The following is an 18,136-nucleotide window of genomic DNA, read 5'->3' as shown; positions in this document are numbered from 1 at the left end:
ACAATCCTTAGGGTTCATGACAGATGCTGATCGGATGATCTGCCCGCCTCCGGTGCGTCGCCGGACATGGCGAAGACATCCCGCCATGCATGGAACCGTTTGGCAGACACCATACCTCTTATGGGTTGAGCGACGAAGTATCCCGCATTTCCTGAGAAGCCCATTTGCCGGATGGCAAAAAACTTAACGCTGCTTGGGAATATTGAAGTGAACATTGAAAGCCGAAAATCGCTTCCTATTATGAATGATATGCGGCGAAAGAAGGTGTCGAAGCGGCATCCGCAAGGCGAAGGAGATTTGATGATCAACGAATATGGTCCATACGTGCAGATGTCGACGCTTGGAGAGCGCATGGCCGCCCTGTACCAGATGGATGCGAATCTCGCATTGGAGTCGCACCTGACTCACTATATGGACGAGGTCGAGGTCAACATTGCCGCCGATACGTTTGACCACGTTGGTTTCATGAACAAGATCAGTGGCCAGTTGCAGATGAAGCTGGATGCAACGGATGACTCCAGACGCCGGGAGTTTCTGCAGGCCATTGTCTCATCGCTCCAGGAGCGTATCCGCCGCCATTCACTGGATATTGCTTGACGGCAGGCGCGGCACGACGTTGTCCTGCCTGAACCGCGTGGCGCTGCCTCGTCGGGTGGGCTTTTCTGCCGGTTACTCGACGAAAACCCGCACGCTCGAGGCGCGGCCATCGGCGTCGATCACCGTCAGTGTGGAAAATCCCTGGCCTTCCGGCCGCCATTCGCTGTTGCGGCGATGGGAAGCGTTCGGCAAGGGCAAACCATTGGCGAGCCAGCGGAAAGGTGCGCGCCCGCCCTGCAGCTTCAGTACCAACGGCGAGATGCCTGACTGGCCGGAAAGCTCCACGCGCGCGCCTTCCGGCGGGTAAACGATGCGCGGGGCGCTTTCACGTCTTGAAGCAGAAAGCAGGCCGCTGGCCGTCGTTGTGAAACGCCGCTGGTTGGCGGGGAGGTCATTGACCGCAACCCGCGCGACACCGGAAGGTGCGGCCGGCATCGGCGTGATCGCCACGCCGGATTTTTCGAAAGCCTCGAACAGGATCGGGGCGGCCGTCGCATAACCGGCAATGCCCGGCACCGCGCCATTGTCGGCCCGGCCAACCCAGACGCCCACCACATGCCGCCCGTCATACCCCACCGACCAGGCATCGCGATAGCCATAGCTGGTGCCGGTCTTGTAGGCGATGCCGCGCTGTTTCATGCCGAGTGGCGGCAGCACGCCGGAGAGGATGTCGGAGATATTCCAGATCGCGGCATCGGAAAATAACCGGTCACCCTCCAGCCGTTCCGGGGCGGAGCGGACGCCGTCTCCAAGACGCACGGGATCGCCGCCGCCGGCAAGCCCCGCATAAAGCTGCACCAGATCGACCAGCGAAACACCCGCGCCGCCAAGGGCGATGGCAAGCCCCGGCGCTTCATTGGCGGGAAGCACGAGTTTGACGCCCACCCGCCGGAACCGCACCATCAGCGCCGAGGGGCTGACGGCATCGAGCAGCTTGACGGCAGGCACGTTGAGCGACAGTTGCAGCGCCTGCCGGATGCTGACATCGCCCTGATAATGCATGTCGAAATTGCGCGGCCTGTAACCGGAAAAGTCGGCCGGGCGATCCTCGATGATGGTTTCCTGCCCGACAAGACCGTCTTCGAAGGCAAGGCCGTAGATGAATGGCTTGAGGGTGGAGCCCGGCGAGCGAACGGCCCGGCTCATCTCCACGAAACCGCGTCTTGCCGTATCGAGATAATCCGCCGAGCCCACTTCCGCCAGAATATCGCCGCTCTGCGCATCCGCCATGACGATGGCGACGGAGACCCTGTCGCCGAGCTTTTCCGCCGCATGGCGGGCAACACCCTCCAGCTCCCGCTGGATCGGCAGCTTCAGCGTGGAGCGCACCTCGGCAATATTCGGGAATTTCACCCGTGCGGCGACGGCCATATGCGGCGCATAGGCCGGTAGGTCCCGCCGGTTGGCGGGCACATTCGCAAGAGCCGACCGTTCCGCCTCCCCCTCACCCACCACGCGTTCCACGGCAAGCCGTTGCAGCACACGCTCGCGCGCCTGCTTCGCCGCCTCCGGAAAGCGATCCGGGCGTCGCTTTTCCGGCAATTGCGGCAACGCCACCAAAAGGGCCGCCTCCGCCGTATCGAGCCGGCCCGGTTCCTTGCCAAACCAGGCGAGGCTTGCGGCGCGAATGCCTTCGAGATTGCCGCCATAAGGCGCGATATTCAGATAGAGATCGAGGATTTCCGCCTTGCTGAGCCTTCTTTCGATCTGGAGCGCGCGCGCGGCCTGCAGGAATTTCGCCGAGAACGACCGGTCGGCCCGCGGCTCGATCAGCCGCGCCACCTGCATGGAAAGCGTCGATGCGCCGGAAACGATCCGGCCGTTGCTGGCCAATTGCCAGGCAGAGCGCAAAAGCGCCCAGGGATCGACCCCGTGATGCTCATAGAAACGCTGGTCTTCATAGGCCACCAGCATGCGCAGGAACTGTGGGTCGACTTCGGCGGCCGAGGTTTTCAGCCGCCAGCGGCCATCGGGTGTCGCAAAAGCGCGCAAAAGCTTGCCGTCACGATCCAGAACCTCGAAGGATCGTTGCTGCGCAGCGTCCAGCGGCGGCGGATAGGCCTTGTCCAGCGCATCAAGACCGAAGGCCGCGCCGCCCATAAGCAACGCGGCCGTCATGATGCCGACAATGATCGCCTTGCGTCGCCTCATGGGTTTGCCGAGCGCACCTCCATGCGGCCGGTTGCCGTGCGGGCGGCAAATTGCGGCCGGTACATATCCTCAACCGAAGCTGCCGGATGATCGTAGGTGCCGGGGGTAACGGCGCGGACCACATAGGCCAGCGCAATTTCCGAACTGTCGCCGGCCGAGCGGTCGAAGGCCGCCACGAAACGGTCGTAGCGGAATTCCGTATGCGCCGCTTCCGTTTCCGGCAGCCAGTCGAAATTCGAAAGCTCCGCCGAATTGACGAGGCTCGGATTGTCGATTTCAAAACCGGAGGGCAGCAGGTCGGTCACCAGAATGCGCGACTGCCAGTTATTCTGCGGCACCACATTCAGCACCACGACATAACGCTCGTTCTGGACCACCTCGCTCGGATTCACCTCCTCGCCATCCATGGAATAATAGGTGCGGGTGATGGTGAAGCCTTCCCCACCGGCGGCAAGCGGCTGCGCCGGCGGCGCCACCGTGGTGACGACGGCCGTGACCGGATCGGCCGAGGCATTGGCGATCTTCAAGGGTGCGGCCAGCAATTCATCGCCGCTCATCCGCTTGCCGAAGCCGCCGGTCTGCAGATCGCCGTTCACATCGAGACGGATATCCTTGTCCTCGCCTTTGACGGCGCGGGCGGCAAGCAGCATCCATGCCTGTTCCTGGGTGCTGGTATAGGGCTTCTTTTCCCATTCCTTCGCCACCGCACCGGCAAGCTGCGGCACGACGGCCGGAACCGGCCGGCTTTCCGCCGCAAGCGCCAGCGTCGCCGCGCCGTCACGCAGGGCGGAGCCATAATCCGCGCGCGAGAAGCTGACATTGGTGGTGCGGCTTGCCATGTCGAGCGAAGCGCCGAACACGGCCTTAGAACGGGCCTGATCGCCATAAAGCGAGAGGGCGGCGGCAACCTGCGCCTTGGCGAGCGGTGTCGGGAAATCGGCCAGCGCCGTATCCGCGTAATAACGCAGATCGTTGATCGCCGCCTTGCGGTTGCGCGCCAGCACATAAAGCGAATAGGCGATCTCGTTGCCGCGATCCTTGACATTGCTGTCATAGGAAAGACCGTTTTGCAGGTTGTTCAGCGCCTGCACCATGGCCTGTTCGGGAACGTCGTAATTCTGCTCACGCGCCCTTGTCAGGAAGTCGCTGATATAGGCATCGAGCCACAGATCGCCGTAACCCGGCGACCAGAGGCCGAAGCTGCCGGAACTCGACTGGAAGGACAGCACGCGGTAGATCGCCTCCTGCACCCGCCGGCGGGTATCGGGGTCTTCTGCAAGGCCGCTATCCTTCGTCAGTTCCGAAACGTAAAGCAGCGGCAAAGCGCGGCTCGTCGTCTGTTCGGCGCAGCCATAGGGATATTTGTCCAGCATCATCACCAGCGCCGGAATATCGAAGGCGGGCGAGCGCGTGACATTGACCGCGACGGAAGAGCCGAGAAGCATGCTGTCGGCCAAAAGATCGCCATTGATCGTCAGGCTGCTATTAGGCGCGATCTTGATTTCGCGCCGCGTCGTCACCGGCAGAACGGCCGGACGTACCGGCACGTTCAGAACCTGCTCCAGTGAAAGACCGGCGGCATTGGAAACCTTGATGGTGATCGCGCCATTGCCGGGCTGTTCACCCGTCAGCGGGACCGTCAGCGAAGACTTGCCGCCTTTCTGAAGCGCGAGAGTTTGCGACATCTCACCCTGATCGACCGTCAATGCGGTATTGCTGGTCACATCCAGCCGGTAATCGCCAGCCTCGCCATCGGTATTGGCGATATCGAGCCGCAATTGCGAGACATCGCCGGGTGCGAGGAACTTCGGCGCGCTGGCCGTGACCACGACAGGATCACGAATGATGGCATCGGAGACAGCATGTCCCACGCCTGTCTTCGTCCAGGCCACCGCCATGATGCGGGCCGTGCCGTTGAACTGCGGAATATCGAAGCTGACCGTCGCCTTGCCGTCACCGTCGAGTTCGACCGGACCAGCAAAGAAGGCCACGAGCTTTTCCGTGGGCGGGCTGCCCTGAAGGGCTGCCTGCCCGCCGTCGCCGCCGGTGCGCAGCCGGCCGGTGGCGCCGAGCGAACCGTCGATCAGGCGGCCATAGAGGTCGCGGATTTCCAGCCCCAGCCGGCGCTGGCCGAAATACCATTCATCCGGTTTCGGCGGCTCATAGCGGGTAAGGTTCAATATGCCGACATCGACGGCCGCAACGATGGCATAGGCCTTTTCGCCGACGCCAGCACCGGCGACGGTGATCGGAATTTCAAGCGGCTGGCGCGGAAGCGTTTTCTGCGGCGCACCGAGCGTGACGGCAAGTTTGCGCTCGGTCGGGTCGACGGCAAGCCATTTGATGCCGATGGCGCGCATCGGCATACGGGTTTCCTGCGCATCGCCGGGACGGAACAGCGTGGCCGTCACATAAGCGCCCGCACCCCATTCCTCGGTGACGGGAATATCGATCTCGCCGCCATCCTCGCCGATCTCGGCATTCTGCACGGCAATCAGCTTTTCCGAACCGGAAGTTACCATCAACTCGCCGGCAAAACGCGACGAAACCTTGAGTTTGGCCGTATCGCCGATCTTGTAGCTCTGTTTGTCGAGAGCGATTTCCAGCGCATCCGGCGTTTCCGTAGAACTTGCCTCGACATAAAAACCGGCATCGAACTCAACGCTGGAAACCGGCGCGCCATTGCCGGCGCCCTCCACTTCCAACCGATAGCGGCCCCAGGTGACAGGCACGGAAATCTCGCCGCCATTGGCATCGACCGAAAGCGTACCGGCTTCCTGCTGCTTGGTATATTCCACCGGTTCGTAACGCCAGGAATTGCCTTGACGATACCACTGATAGTTCCGCTCGACCTTGATGAGTTTCCAGGCCAGGCCATTCATCGCCTGTTTGGCACCTTCGGCGCTGACACCGATGATGTGGAAACGACCAACGGAATTCTGGGCGAGATCGCCGGAAAATTGCGGTTTGATACCGATGACAGAGGCTTCCGCCTTGATGGGCAGCGTCAGGGAGCGCTCCACGGCACGGCCGCCGGCCTCCTGCATGCGCACGGTGATGTTGGCGGAAAGAAGCTGCGTTGTGGATGGCAGGTCGGTCAGATCGACATTGAAGCTCGCCTTGCCTTCTTCGTCCAGAACCGGCAGATCGGCAAGTGTGGTGCGGTTTTCCTCTTCGCTCTCCTCATCGGCCAGACCGAAGAAATAACCTTCGAAGTCGGCGCTGGTGCGCGTCGGTTTGATGGCAACCTCGCCTTCCAGCGTCAGGCCGACAGCGGGCGCGCCATAGAGATAACGGCCATCGACGTCGATTGCCGTTTCTGCGCCAGGGTCGATCTGCTTTGCCTTGCTGGAAAGATCGAACTCGGTGCGGTCAGGCACGAAATCATCGACGAGGAAGCTCTTTTCGCTGATCGCAGGCGTTTTCGGATCGGTATGGATGCGCACTGTCCAGGTGCCGCGCATCGCATTTGCCTGCAACGGCAGATCGACCGCATGGCCGCCCAGCGCCTTGCCGTCGCTGACGAAACGCCGGTCCTCTACACCATCCGGGCGCGAGAAGATGAAAGTGAGCGGCAGATCCTCGATTGCCTTGCCGTCGACATCGCGGGCAAGGGCTGCGGCATGCACGGTCTCACCGGCACGATAGATACCGCGTTCCGTCCAGCTGAACACGTCGATGGCGCCGGGGGCTGCACGGCCCGTCACGCCGCGATCCGAAAGATCGAAGCCGGCGCGGGTCATGTCGAGGAAGACGTAATCCTTGTCGCCGTTGCGCGCCGTCAGGATCGCAGGCGCCTGCGCCGCCGTGCCGCGCATCAGGCCGGCCGAGAACACCGCGCGGCCGTCCGCATCCGTCTTCGCGGTGCCCAGCACCTCATTATTCTTGGCGAGCAGCTGCAAATCCACATCTGCCAGCGGCTTGGCGCTGCCAAGTGCACGGACAAAGACATTCAGACCATCGGTTCCGGCATAGGTGGTGATGCCGGTATCGGAGACCAGGAACCATTGCGTGGCGCGCGAATCCCAGGTTTCCGGCGCGGTGCCCGGCGGTACGGCGGTCAGCACATAGATGCCGGGCTTGCGCTCCGGCAGGGCCTCATCCACCGGGAAGCTCGTCACCACATCCTTGTTGAGATCGGGCTGGATATCGATCGAGCCCTGCCAGACAAGCTCGCCAATTTCGTTTTCGATACGGTCGGCATTGTAGCCGTCCATCTGCGTCAGAAACTGCGAGTTTGAAAGAAGCGAGGTGATGTTGCGGTCGCCGACGCGATAAAGCTTCAGGTCGGCCTTGTCGGCATTGACAGAGACGATTGGAATGCCGCGGCGCGCTGTGCCCGGCAGCACGAAATTCTCGCCGGTGAAGCGCACGCTGGCGGCGCGGTCACGCACATAGATATCGAGATCGACCTGCTTTTCCAGAGGCTCTTCCACCGAAGACGGCAGGCCGGCGCGAAACGCGATCTTGTAACGCTGGCCATGGGTCAGGCCTTCCACGCAAATCTCGCTGCCCTTCGCCTCGATGGCCTTGGGCGCTGCCCCATCCAGCGTGATGAAGGAGGAGTAATCGACGCCGTTCTTCACCAGCGGCTCGGAAAACTGCACGCAGGCGCGCGGGCTGATGCTATCCGTATCCACGGTATTATTGATGACGCGGAAACCCTGCCGGGTGCGCAGATCGGCATAGGCCGCTTTGGTCTGTGCATTGTCGGTAAGCGCGAGACTTTCCTTATAGGCATTGAGTGCCGCGCGATAATTCTGGGTTCTTTCAAACGCCTTCGCCAGCCGGTTCAGGGCCTCGGTGCGGGCGCTGACCGTGCGGCTGAGCTGATAGGCATTGATGGCGGCGGAAGCGGCTTGTCCCGCTATCGAATAATTATCGGTGACCTGCGCGGCCTTTTCCGACAATTCCGCCCAGAGCGCGCCATCGTCAGGTGTGATCGCAAGGGCCTGTTTATAGGTCGTGACCGCATCGGGAATATTGCCGGCGGCTGCCTGCTGCCGCGCCGTCTCCACGAGAGCCTCCAGGCCCTGTTCGCCCTCACCCTCATTTGCCGCAAGGCCGGATTTCAGCCGGCGCGCTTCCTGCTGCAGGCTGTCGGTCACGAAGGACAGGCGCTGCGGCGCGCCGATATCGGCTTCCGCGGCCACTTCCACGATCTTGCCGGCAACCGCGCCGGGGAAGGCATTCAGCTGATTGAAATCCGATTTGAGGAAGCACCATTTCACCTTGGGATTGTAGGTAAAGGCCTTGCAGGCGGTATCGCCGACGCAAATCTCGCCGCATTGCTCCAGCGAGACATTTTGCTCCGTCCTGAGATCGAAGCCGAAATAATCGCCATTTTGGGTCGTAACGACCTTGCGGGAGGGTTCCGCCGCCATGGCTGGCGGAAAAAACAGGGCGGTTGAGACCGCAACCAGCGAAATCCGGACGAGCGCGCGCAACGACATCAGTTTTCTCCCCGCAACAGACATGTCGGGCGGGACTCTGGTCAAATCCACGCATGGTTGTCAACGCATCTTCGTCAATTCGCGACACGCAATGTGTGAAGGCGGGCAAGCGGGAAGGTCAGTCTTCTATTTTGCGCGCTTCGGAAATCAGCATGATCGGCACGCCATCGCGGATCGGATAAGCGAGCCTCGCGCTTTCGGAAATGAGTTCATTGCGGGCGCGGTCATAGGCAAGGCGCCCTTTCGTCAAAGGGCAGACCAGCAGCTCCAGGAGCTTGGGATCGACATTGCTCATCCTGTCGTCCATGGCGGCGATCCTATTGCAGCACGTTGCCGCTCTCGCCCGATCCCTGGGCAAGAACGATCTCGGTGATGGCGATCAATGTTTCGGCCCGCGTCTTCAGGTCCGGCGCTTCCAGCAGCGCCTGTTTTTCAGCCGGTCCGAAGGGAGACATCATGGAAAGCGAATTGACGAGAACGCGGTTGCCCGCCCTTTCCACACTTTCCCAATCCGCTTCCAGCTGGTTGGCATCCAGAAACGAGCGGAATACCCGGAGCAGGTTTTCGCGGTCCACCGCATCCTCGTCATATTCGCCGGAAAGATCGGCGATGAAGGGCGCATGCCGGAAGCTGCGATAGGGTTTGCCCGCCTCCACCTCTTCCAGCAGGCGGAAACGGCACACGCCGGTGAGCGAAATGATATAACGGCCATCGCCGGTTTCGGAAAAGGACGTGATGCGGCCGAGGCAGCCGACGGCGCTCAGCGGGCCGCCCTCAAGCCCCGCCTCGATGACATGCAGGGCGGGCTGCACCATGCCGATGATGCGATGGCCGGCCAATGCCCAGTCGATCATGGCGAGATATCGAGGCTCGAAAATATTGAGTGGAAGATGGCCTTCCGGTAGAAGCAGCGCGCCCGGCAATGGAAAGACCGGCACGGTTTCCGGCAGATCGTCGTTCTTTACATATCTCGCATTTCCGACATGCATGGGAATCAAGCCCCCTGTTCACTGCTGCCCGGCCGGCGGATCAACCGCCACGGCCGGGATATGCCCGCATTACGAAAACAGTATCGCCGAAAGCTTCCTTCGGCCGGCAACGGTTGCCGGGTCCTTGAAGCCCCAGGCCTCGAAAAACTCCAGAAGCTGGCGGCGCGCGCCGTCATCGTCGAAGGTCCGGTCCTTGCGCATGATGTAGAGCAGATGGTCCGCAGCCTCGTCGCGCCGCCCTTGAGCATTCAGCACCTTGGCAAGCTTCACCCGCGCCTCGTGACGATCGGGATCGAGCGCAAGCTCGCGCTCGAGCGCCACCGGGTCGCCGATCTTGCGGGCTTCCTCATATTGCGCGATCTTTTTCGAAACGAGCTGAATGCCCGCATCCTCGTTGAGTTCCGCAGGCAGGGAAGAGAGCAGTTCGCTTGCCCGCTCATATTGGCCGGCGGCGATCATGCATTCGGCGATACCGGCAATCGCTGCCGGATTTTCCGGATCGGCCTGCATGACGGCGCCGAAAAGCTGCGCCGCGCCGTTGAAATCGCCATCCGCCAGAAGCTGCTTCGCCTCTGTCAGAACAGCCTCGATCTCGGCCTTGGGATCGCCCGCGTCAGGCCCGGCGATCTTCTCGATGAACTGCTTGATCTGGCTTTCCGGCACGGCACCCATGAAGCCATCCACCGGCCGGCCGTCGGCAAAGGCGACGATTGCCGGAATGGACTGGATACCGAGCTGGCCGGGAATCGACGGGTGGTCGTCAATGTTCAGCTTCACGAGCTTCACGCGGCCATTCGCCTCGTTGATGACCTTCTCGAGCACTGGCGTCAGCTGCTTGCACGGGCCGCACCAGGGCGCCCAGAAATCCACCAGAACCGGCTGGCGACGCGATTCCTCAAGAACGTCCCTGGAGAAACCCGCCGTCGTGGTGTCCTTGATGTGGCCGGAGGCCGCACCGTTCAGCTCGCCATTATGATGGGCGCTTGCGGTCATCTGCCCGCTATAGGAACCGCCGTAAGGATTATTTTCGCCGCTCATGCCGGTCTCCCGTAAACTTCTGTCATCTGTCTTATTTGAAGCAAAGATCGTATCTCACTCGCTGACTTTCAAGACAAGCGGCGCATGTCCGGTTGCCTCGAGAAAGCGAATGAGATCCGTGGACGCGATCGTTGTCGTCTGGTCGTTGGAAAGCGGATGGCCATTGACCAGCTCGTTTTCCAGAAGCCCGCTGTCGAGCACGAAGGTGACCTGCCTGTCAGTGTCGTTGATGGCTCCGAACACCGTCACCGAGCCCGGCGCGACGCCGAGATATTCAAGCATCTTTTCCGGTCTGCCAAAGGATACACGGCTTGCCGCACCGATGGTCTTGTGAACGCTTTTCAGATCGACGACCGCATTTTCCTCAACGGTCAGAACGAAATACTGATCCTTCTTGTCCTTTACAAAGAGGTTCTTTGTATGGCCGCCGGGAATGAGGTCGCGCAGCGACTGGGATTCGGCGACGGTAAACACCGGTTCATGCTGCTTCGTGGTGTAGGAAATGCCGAGTCCGTCGAGAAACTCGAACAGCTCCGTTGCCGTCTTCTGGGAATTTTCCGCCATATCCTGCCGCCTGCCTCTGCCGATTCCACTATCCTTGTTTCCTGATTAAGGGGGCAACCGACGCTTGGCAACGCAGGAAAAACAGCCGAATGAAAAATTCTCAATCATTTCCGCCGCTTGTCGCATTTCTCAAAGAAATTTTCGCGTTTTTGTCATTTCCCTGTTGCATTCCAAAATCGATTGAGCGATATAGCGCCCGTCGCCGCTTGGCGGCCCACGGTTCAGCGAACTACCCCGGACCGGTGGATTTGAGCGGGTGTAGCTCAGGGGTAGAGCACAACCTTGCCAAGGTTGGGGTCGAGGGTTCAAATCCCTTCGCCCGCTCCAAATTTTCCTAAAGATAGAATTATCATCAAAGTATCGCCGTTCGCGCGTGTCGCATCGTTCCGTGTCGTGCGGCTTGAGACTCGGCCTGCGCAGCCCCTTGTCGGCAAGTCGCGACGGAAATTATTCCGCAAGCGGAACTTATGCGGAAGATGTCCGTTTCAGACCCGAGGCTCCTAACCTCAGTTCCCCTCTGATTGCCCGCCATGAGCGGGCATTTTTTTGCTGCCGCCCCTGGAACAGCTTATGTGCACAGCACGTTCTCCTGCGTTGTTCAACGCGGGGAAGAGCCATGTCCGCACATCCTGGAAGAATTCTCTTGATTGCCGCATTCGCCGTCTTGTCGATACCAGGCACATCGCCTGCCGCCGATATGACGGTTTATCGTGAGGAACGGGTTTTACCGCACAAAACACATCATCAACCGCAGCGGATCGAAAATATCTATTCCAATCTCACGGAAATGCGCTGCACCGAAAATATCGTATCCTATCGCTCCCCGTACGAACGGCACACGGAACAGGTCACGCTCTGCCATCCGCCATTAAACTGGCAAACAGGGCCATCAACAGCAACAATATGGTCGCCTTGATCTTGCCATAATTCATTCAATGTGCTTTTGTGCAGCCGCCCTTGTGGGAGGGGGTAGAGGTTGAGACCCGCTGGCTGCGTTTTGGCAGTAAGCGGGTTTCCCTTTTTTTGGGCATAACTTACCGGCAGGCACCATCGGATCCATCGTTTCTCAGGCTCGGAAAAGCAATGAAACACGGGCGCAGAATGGTGCGAACTGGATTTTTCATATGAAGGAAAGTGGTAGCGGGAGAGGGACTTGAACCCCCGACACGCGGATTATGATTCCGCTGCTCTAACCACCTGAGCTACCCCGCCACAGGGGAAACGTGACAGTCATGTGACCGGCCGTTCCATCAGGATGAGCGGCTTATAAGGTGCCGCTCCCCAAAGTGTCAAGCGCAAGATGCGCAAAAAATTCGCTTTCCGCATCGCTGCAAAAAGCGAATGGTTTCAGGCGGCAACCGGCTTTTCCAGAAGCGCCTTCAGCGACGCCTCGGCTTCCGCCGAGCGTTCCGACCGTTCGATGAAACCGCCGCCGTAAACGCGGGCATCGGCCCCCGGCGCGGAATAAAGCACGCAGGCCTGACCGGGAGCGACACCGGCCTCCCCGGTCATCAGGTCCACATAAATACCGTTTTCGTCCGCATGCAGCATCGCTTCCGTCGGCGGGCGGGTGGAGCGCACCTTGGCGAAACAGGCAAAGCCCTGCCCGGCATCGCTCGCCAACTCGCCGTCACCCAGCCAGTTCATGTCACGCAGATAGACCCGACGGGTTTCCAGCGCTTCGCGCGGGCCAACGATGACCCGGCGGCCGCGCGCATCGAGATGCACCACATAAAGCGGCTCCCCGGTGGCGACACCAATGCCGCGGCGCTGGCCGATCGTATAATGCACGATGCCATCGTGGCGGCCGAGCACGCGGCCGTCGAGATGGACGATATCGCCCGCCAATGCCGCATTCGGCTTCAGCTTGTTGATAATATCGGTATATTTGCCCTGCGGCACGAAACAGATGTCCTGGCTGTCAGCCTTCTTGGCCACGACAAGTCCCATATCTTCCGCCAAAGCGCGCGTCTCGGCCTTGGAGAGGCCGCCGAGCGGAAAGCGCAGATAATCGATCTGTTCCTGCGTCGTGGCGAACAGGAACCAGCTCTGGTCACGGTCGCTATCGATCGGCCGATAGAGCGCACGCCGCCCCGGTTGACCGGAAACGGGATTGGGACGCGAACGAATGTAATGGCCGGTCGCCAGCGCATCGGCGCCGAGTTCCTGCGCCGTGGCGAGCAGATCGGCGAATTTTACCGTCTGGTTGCAGGCCACGCAGGGGATCGGCGTTTCACCCATCGCATAGGCTTCGGCAAAGGGGTTGATGACGGTTTCGCGGAACCGCGCTTCGTAATCCAGCACGTAGTGGGGAATGCCGAGCGTTTCGCAGACCCGGCGCGCATCGTCTATATCCTGCCCCGCGCAACAGGAGCCCGCGCGGTGCACGGCAGCACCGTGGTCGTAAAGCTGGAGGGTAATGCCGAGGACATCATAGCCCTCGCGCTTGAGGATACCGGCCACCACCGAAGAATCGACGCCACCGGACATGGCGACAACGATCCGGGTATCTTCCGGCCTCTTGTCAAAATCGAGCGTATTCACGTTTTTTCCCATCGTCAGTCATAACGGGGGTAAAGGCCCCGCCGCCTGTCGGTCATCCGCCGCGAGAAACCTGGCCATCAATGGGGCCGTCCTGTCTCGTCATCCTGCGGATTTAAGGGCTGCATATAGAAAGGAATGGCCGCGCACGCAAGTACGGGGCGGAAAACCGCCCCGCAAAGCCGTCAGATTCGGGCAGGGACCCGGCCGTCAGGCGCCGGCCGTCTTCTGGCCGCTGCTGCCGAACCACTTGTCGCGCTCCCGCCACAGGGCTGGCAGGGCCAGCAATCCGATAGCCGTGAAGGCGATCAGCGTCTTGTTGAGCTGCGACAGTTCCGCCGTGCGGCCGTCCAGATAATAGACGCCATAGACAATGGCCACGTGCCAGACATAGACCTGCAGCGAATGGCGGCCGAGCAATTGCAGGAATTTCAGCGAAAGCACCCAGATGACGCCTTCGGCGATGGAGCGCACGAGCGGACGGTGGTGCTTCGGACCTGCGATCACCAGCCAGGTCAGGCCGACGCCGACGGCGAGGAAGTTGATGAGATAGACCGGGCCGAAATCGGCGCGGATTTCCATGGTGGAAAATTTGCCCATCATGAATTCCGGCATCAGGCCCCAGGCTGTGGCGATGCGCAGCGGCATGAAGAATAGGCAGATGACGAGCGCCGCCTTCGGCAGCCACGTATGCTCAGGCGAGAAGATCGCCTTCCATGGAATACGGTTCTGCGCCGTCATCGCGCCCATCACCAGCGCCGAATAGAATACAAGCTGCCAGCCGAGCAGGTTGAAGCTGACGCGGATACCCTGCTCATCCGCTCCCTTCACGAGTTCGTTGAGCGGGGTCGTCACGATCTGCTGCAGGCCAAGCTGGCCGGCCATCCAGACCAGCAGGGAGCCGGCCATGACATAGGCCCACTTGCCATCGAGGCAGAGCTTCACCAGCACCGGCGCAAAGATCATGTAGACGATATATTGCGGCAGAATATCCATGAAGGTCGGCTGGAACAGGAATGTCGCAATCGCCGCCAGTCGCAGCGGATCGTCGAACGTCGTCATACCGAGCCAGTTGTACCAGATATAGGGCGCATGCGGGATGACCATGCGGAAGAACAGCACGGCGATGACGAGACCCATCGCGTAACGATAGAGTTCCAGCGCCCGGTTCCAGATCATCTGCTTGCCGGCATCATAGCCGTATTTCATCATCTTGCGCGCATAGACCATGCCGATCAGCAGGCCGGACAGGAACACGAAGCCCTGGGCGTCCTCGACAAAGGCAAACTGCCGGTGATTGATTTCCACCAGCCAGAAGCCGCCGGCAAACACCAGATGGTTGATCAGCATGAAGACGAGGAAGTAACCACGCATCCCGTCGATCAGGTCAAAGCGTTTCATCTCGATAGCTCTCCGTTCTCGCAGGGCCTGCATTGCCCAGCCACCCAGCCCGGCTTGGGAGGAGCCGGGGATTGGATTGTCAACGCTGTTTTGCGCCTGAGGTTCCCTTTCCAAAGCGGTTTAGAACCGGCACGAAAAGTCACATTGACGTGTATGCGTCCTAGTTAGGATGCAGGGACTGAATGCCGGATGAATAAAAAAAGGCAATTCCGCGAAGCGGATGAGCCATGCGCGGGTAACATGTCGCGGCAAGCAGGGCTCAAAGCCTTGCATAGCAGGGCGAAGCGGAATTCACCGCCGATGAGCGGGGGAGATATCACCCGTTAGATTTATCAGTCGTTTTTTGACCGCATCTTGCTGTCCCTTTGGCGGAGCGAGCGTCGGCGTGACCATGCTTTCTGGAAGTGAGACGAGCAAAGGCCCGGCGGTCACCAAACCGCCGGGCCTTTATCCGTTAAACACGTTCCGATTCGTCAGGCAGCCGCCTGAATAGCGGCCACCTGCCAGTTGTCGTTTCCGGGGCGGCGAACGAAGGTCCACATTTCCACCGCTTCAGAAGGCTGGTGCTCGTCACCTTCGATCACCTTGCCGGAGGTGCGGTCGCGCATCACGTCGATGGCGGAGTAGCGCATCGCCACCGTTGCATAATCCTGGCCCTCTTCGTGCCATGCTTCGGCAACGTCGCCCTGTAGCAGCGTCACGTCGCGCACGTCGTTTTTCACGCCGCTCGTGGCGTTGTCGCTCAGTTCTTCCGCGAGGTAAGACATGGCTTCCGGCGTCGTCAGCTTGCGCAATGTGCCATAATCCTCGGCGGCATAGGCGGCCTGCACGTCTTCCAGCATTTTCTGGAAAGTTTCGAGATCGCCCTGGGTAATGCCGATTTCATCGCCTTCCGACATGGCATTGGCATGAGGCGCAGGCTTTGCCGTTGCGGCAGTGGCGGCCACACCGCCCGCAGCGCCGGCCAGCGCGCCGATCTTCGGAATCTTGAACGAGGACGCGGCAGAACCCGCCTGCGAACCGCCATTATAGGAGGAACCGGAATGATCCGTGCGCTGCGACCCGCCGGCCGAGCCATAAGCGGGCTGGCCCTGACGGCGCGAGGCGAAGAAACGCATGGCGAGCATGACCAGAAGACCGATCAGCGCCACCTGCAACAGCATGCCGAAGAAACCGGCCATACCGCCAAAACCGCCACCCAGCAGCATGCCGAACAGACCGCCCATCAGCAGGCCGCCCATCAAACCACCCATCATGCCGCCAAACAGGCCGCGATTCTGCTGCGGCGCCTGCGCGCCCGGACGAGCGGGCTGAGCAGCGCTCGGCGCTGCCTGATTGGTGTTGGGCGTCATGCTGCGGTTGATAGGCGCGGTCTGGCCGGGTGCGGTGCTGGTCGAAGGCGGAGCGGAATAGGTCCGCGTGCCGCGGCTGCCGAAACCGCCGCTGGCGCGACGCGCTTCTGCCATATCAACCGCCACGAAAGACACCGCGATACCAAGCGCGGCGACTGCGAACAAACCCTTGAAGCGCCGAAAGGCAGCAAACATCGTTATCTCCTGTTGGCCGCCCTCCCATGAGCGGCATGTCAGCAGGCGATATAGCAACTCATGATCATCATTTTTAGAGCACTTGGCTTAAATTTTTTGTGATATGCAACCAAAGCGGGAGACTGGCAAAACCTGCCGCAAAATTAGCAGCAGGAAACACAAAAACCGGCGCAGGGTTTCCCCTGCACCGGTTCCTATTGTCCCCTTGGGAGGAACGATAAGATCAGTCGACGTTGAAGGTCAGCGGCTTGACCTGGCGGATCGCCGGGTTGGCGCGCAGCTTGTCGAGCACGGCTTCAGAAACCGGGCCATCGACATAAAGCAGCGCGATGGCGTCGCCGCCTTCCTTTTCACGGCCGAGCTGGAAGTTGGCGATGTTGACGCCAGCCTCGCCGAGCGTGGTGCCCATGAAGCCGATCATGCCGGGAACGTCGGTGTTGGTGATGTAGATCATGTGCGATCCGACATCGGCATCCATGTTGATGTTCTTGATCTGGATGAAGCGTGGCTTGCCATCCGAGAACACCGTGCCGGCAACCGAGCGAATCTGGTTTTCCGTCTTGACCGTCAGCTTGATATAGCCGTCGTAAACGCCGGTCTTGTCACGCTTGACTTCGGAAAGGATGATGCCCTTTTCCTTGATCATGACCGGGGCCGAAACCATGTTCACATCCGCAACCTGGCTGCGGATCAGGCCGGCCAGCAATGCACTGGTCAATGCCTTCGTGTTCATGCTGGCGGTTGCGCCGTCATAAAGGATTTCGATTTCCTTGGTGGCGCTTTCTTGCACCTGACCGACGAAGGAGCCGAGAACATCCGCCAGACGGATGAAGGGCTTCAGGCGCGGCGCTTCCTCAGCCGTGATCGACGGCATGTTGATGGCGTTGGAAACCGCACCCTTGACGAGGTAATCCGACATCTGCTCGGCAACCTGAAGGGCGACATTTTCCTGCGCTTCCGTGGTCGAAGCACCGAGATGCGGCGTGCAGACGACGTTCGGCAGGCCGAAAAGCGGGCTTTCAGTGGCGGGCTCGACTTCGAACACGTCGAAACCGGCACCGGCGACATGGCCGGACTTGATGGCATCGGCAAGGGCCGCTTCATCCACCAGACCGCCACGGGCGCAGTTGACGATACGCACGCCCTTCTTGGTCTTGGCAAGGTTCTCTGCATTGAGGATGCCGCGCGTCTTGTCGGTCATCGGCACGTGCAGGGTGATGAAATCGGCCTGCGCCAGCAACTCGTCCAGCTCAACCTTGGTGACGCCCATTTCCTGCGCACGCTCGGGCGACAGGAAGGGGTCATAGGCCAGAACATGCATCTTGAGGCCGAGTGCACGCGAGCAGACGATGGAGCCGATATTGCCGGCACCGATGACGCCGAGCGTCTTGCCGGTGATTTCGACACCCATGAATTTCGACTTTTCCCACTTTCCGGCCTGCGTGGAGCTGTCAGCGGCCGGAAGCTGGCGCGCAACGGCGAACATCAGCGCAATCGCATGTTCGGCTGTGGTGATGGAGTTGCCGAAGGGCGTGTTCATGACGATGATACCGCGGCGCGAGGCGGCCGGAATATCGACGTTGTCGACGCCGATGCCGGCGCGGCCGATGACCTTGAGGTTGGTCGCCGCCTCGATCAGCTTTTCGGTTGCCTTGGTGGCGGAGCGGATGGCGAGACCATCATAGTTGCCGATGATTTCGGCAAGCTTATCCTTGTCCTTGCCGAGCTTCGGCTGGAAATCGACTTCGACGCCACGATCGCGGAAGATCTGGACGGCGGTTTCCGACAGTTCGTCGGATACGAGTACGCGAGGTGCCATGGTTCACGGGCTCCTTGAAAGCGGTGCAGTTTTGAA

General features: G+C 60.5%; 12 protein-coding genes and 2 tRNA genes. 3 read left to right on the top strand and 11 right to left on the bottom strand.

All coding sequences use genetic code 11. From position 1 onward, the window contains the following. Positions 1–300 precede the first annotated feature (300 nt). Positions 301–597, top strand: a complete 297-nt coding sequence (locus ACQZ60_RS13875) for a hypothetical protein (RefSeq protein WP_031233375.1) — start codon at positions 301–303, stop codon at positions 595–597. Positions 598–669: 72 nt separating this feature from the next. Here the strand turns inward: ACQZ60_RS13875 and pbpC are convergent, their stop codons facing one another. From pbpC to ACQZ60_RS13845, 6 genes are all read right to left on the bottom strand, one after another. Continuing rightward, on the bottom strand, positions 670–2,748 hold the full coding sequence (gene pbpC / locus ACQZ60_RS13870) for a penicillin-binding protein 1C (RefSeq protein ID WP_020808698.1): 2,079 nt from the start codon (positions 2,746–2,748) through the stop codon (positions 670–672). Further along, positions 2,745–8,201 (bottom strand): alpha-2-macroglobulin family protein, encoded by a 5,457-nt coding sequence (locus tag ACQZ60_RS13865; protein ID WP_020808697.1) that lies wholly within the window; start codon positions 8,199–8,201, stop codon positions 2,745–2,747. The genes pbpC and ACQZ60_RS13865 overlap by 4 nt, the downstream gene beginning before the upstream one ends. Before the next feature lie 118 nt (positions 8,202–8,319). Beyond that, positions 8,320–8,508, bottom strand: a complete 189-nt coding sequence (locus tag ACQZ60_RS13860; protein WP_003523265.1) for a Trm112 family protein — start codon at positions 8,506–8,508, stop codon at positions 8,320–8,322. Between the two features lie 10 nt (positions 8,509–8,518). Continuing rightward, the gene (locus ACQZ60_RS13855; protein ID WP_020808696.1) at positions 8,519–9,190 is read right to left on the bottom strand and encodes an LON peptidase substrate-binding domain-containing protein; all 672 of its coding nucleotides are present in this window, start codon (positions 9,188–9,190) and stop codon (positions 8,519–8,521) included. A 69-nt stretch (positions 9,191–9,259) separates the two neighbouring features. Then, a complete protein-coding gene (gene trxA, locus ACQZ60_RS13850) occupies positions 9,260–10,228 on the bottom strand; it encodes a thioredoxin (protein ID WP_003523262.1) in 969 nt (322 codons plus the stop codon). 54 nt (positions 10,229–10,282) lie between these two features. Beyond that, positions 10,283–10,792: a prolyl-tRNA synthetase associated domain-containing protein gene (locus tag ACQZ60_RS13845; protein WP_448732489.1), complete on the bottom strand. Its 510-nt coding sequence runs from the start codon at positions 10,790–10,792 to the stop codon at positions 10,283–10,285. Between the two features lie 252 nt (positions 10,793–11,044). On the opposite strand from ACQZ60_RS13845, the gene ACQZ60_RS13840 reads away from it, so the two are divergent. Beyond that, a tRNA-Gly gene (locus ACQZ60_RS13840) sits at positions 11,045–11,119 on the top strand. Between the two features lie 289 nt (positions 11,120–11,408). Next, positions 11,409–11,708 (top strand): hypothetical protein, encoded by a 300-nt coding sequence (locus tag ACQZ60_RS13835; protein WP_155272863.1) that lies wholly within the window; start codon positions 11,409–11,411, stop codon positions 11,706–11,708. Positions 11,709–11,927: 219 nt separating this feature from the next. Here the strand turns inward: ACQZ60_RS13835 and ACQZ60_RS13830 are convergent. The 5 genes from ACQZ60_RS13830 to serA form a co-directional block, all read right to left on the bottom strand. Beyond that, a tRNA-Met gene (locus ACQZ60_RS13830) sits at positions 11,928–12,004 on the bottom strand. 135 nt (positions 12,005–12,139) lie between these two features. After that, positions 12,140–13,336, bottom strand: a complete 1,197-nt coding sequence (mnmA, locus tag ACQZ60_RS13825) for a tRNA 2-thiouridine(34) synthase MnmA (protein WP_035264186.1) — start codon at positions 13,334–13,336, stop codon at positions 12,140–12,142. A gap of 207 nt (positions 13,337–13,543) precedes the next feature. Beyond that, the gene (locus ACQZ60_RS13820) at positions 13,544–14,734 is read right to left on the bottom strand and encodes an OpgC family protein (protein ID WP_448735445.1); all 1,191 of its coding nucleotides are present in this window, start codon (positions 14,732–14,734) and stop codon (positions 13,544–13,546) included. Between the two features lie 473 nt (positions 14,735–15,207). Then, entirely contained in the window at positions 15,208–16,281 is a 1,074-nt protein-coding gene (locus tag ACQZ60_RS13815; RefSeq protein ID WP_121490436.1) for a Tim44 domain-containing protein, read from the bottom strand. 223 nt (positions 16,282–16,504) lie between these two features. Then, positions 16,505–18,100 (bottom strand): phosphoglycerate dehydrogenase, encoded by a 1,596-nt coding sequence (gene serA, locus ACQZ60_RS13810; protein ID WP_003523252.1) that lies wholly within the window; start codon positions 18,098–18,100, stop codon positions 16,505–16,507. Positions 18,101–18,136 lie beyond the last annotated feature (36 nt).

This window comes from Agrobacterium sp. 22-223-1 (assembly GCF_053522385.1).
Note: the sequence above shows the minus strand (reverse complement) of the source record. Positions and strands in the feature narration are given on the sequence as shown.

What these genes read in the sequence shown, in the direction of transcription:
- ACQZ60_RS13875 (WP_031233375.1), top strand. Translation starts at nt 301, where the DNA reads ATGATCAACGAATATGGTCCATACGTGCAGATGTCGACGCTTGGAGAG.
- pbpC (WP_020808698.1), bottom strand. Translation starts at nt 2,748, where the DNA reads ATGAGGCGACGCAAGGCGATCATTGTCGGCATCATGACGGCCGCGTTG.
- ACQZ60_RS13865 (WP_020808697.1), bottom strand. Translation starts at nt 8,201, where the DNA reads ATGTCGTTGCGCGCGCTCGTCCGGATTTCGCTGGTTGCGGTCTCAACC.
- ACQZ60_RS13860 (WP_003523265.1), bottom strand. Translation starts at nt 8,508, where the DNA reads ATGGACGACAGGATGAGCAATGTCGATCCCAAGCTCCTGGAGCTGCTG.
- ACQZ60_RS13855 (WP_020808696.1), bottom strand. Translation starts at nt 9,190, where the DNA reads ATGCATGTCGGAAATGCGAGATATGTAAAGAACGACGATCTGCCGGAA.
- trxA (WP_003523262.1), bottom strand. Translation starts at nt 10,228, where the DNA reads ATGAGCGGCGAAAATAATCCTTACGGCGGTTCCTATAGCGGGCAGATG.
- ACQZ60_RS13845 (WP_448732489.1), bottom strand. Translation starts at nt 10,792, where the DNA reads ATGGCGGAAAATTCCCAGAAGACGGCAACGGAGCTGTTCGAGTTTCTC.
- ACQZ60_RS13835 (WP_155272863.1), top strand. Translation starts at nt 11,409, where the DNA reads ATGTCCGCACATCCTGGAAGAATTCTCTTGATTGCCGCATTCGCCGTC.
- ACQZ60_RS13820 (WP_448735445.1), bottom strand. Translation starts at nt 14,734, where the DNA reads ATGAAACGCTTTGACCTGATCGACGGGATGCGTGGTTACTTCCTCGTC.
- ACQZ60_RS13815 (WP_121490436.1), bottom strand. Translation starts at nt 16,281, where the DNA reads ATGTTTGCTGCCTTTCGGCGCTTCAAGGGTTTGTTCGCAGTCGCCGCG.
- serA (WP_003523252.1), bottom strand. Translation starts at nt 18,100, where the DNA reads ATGGCACCTCGCGTACTCGTATCCGACGAACTGTCGGAAACCGCCGTC.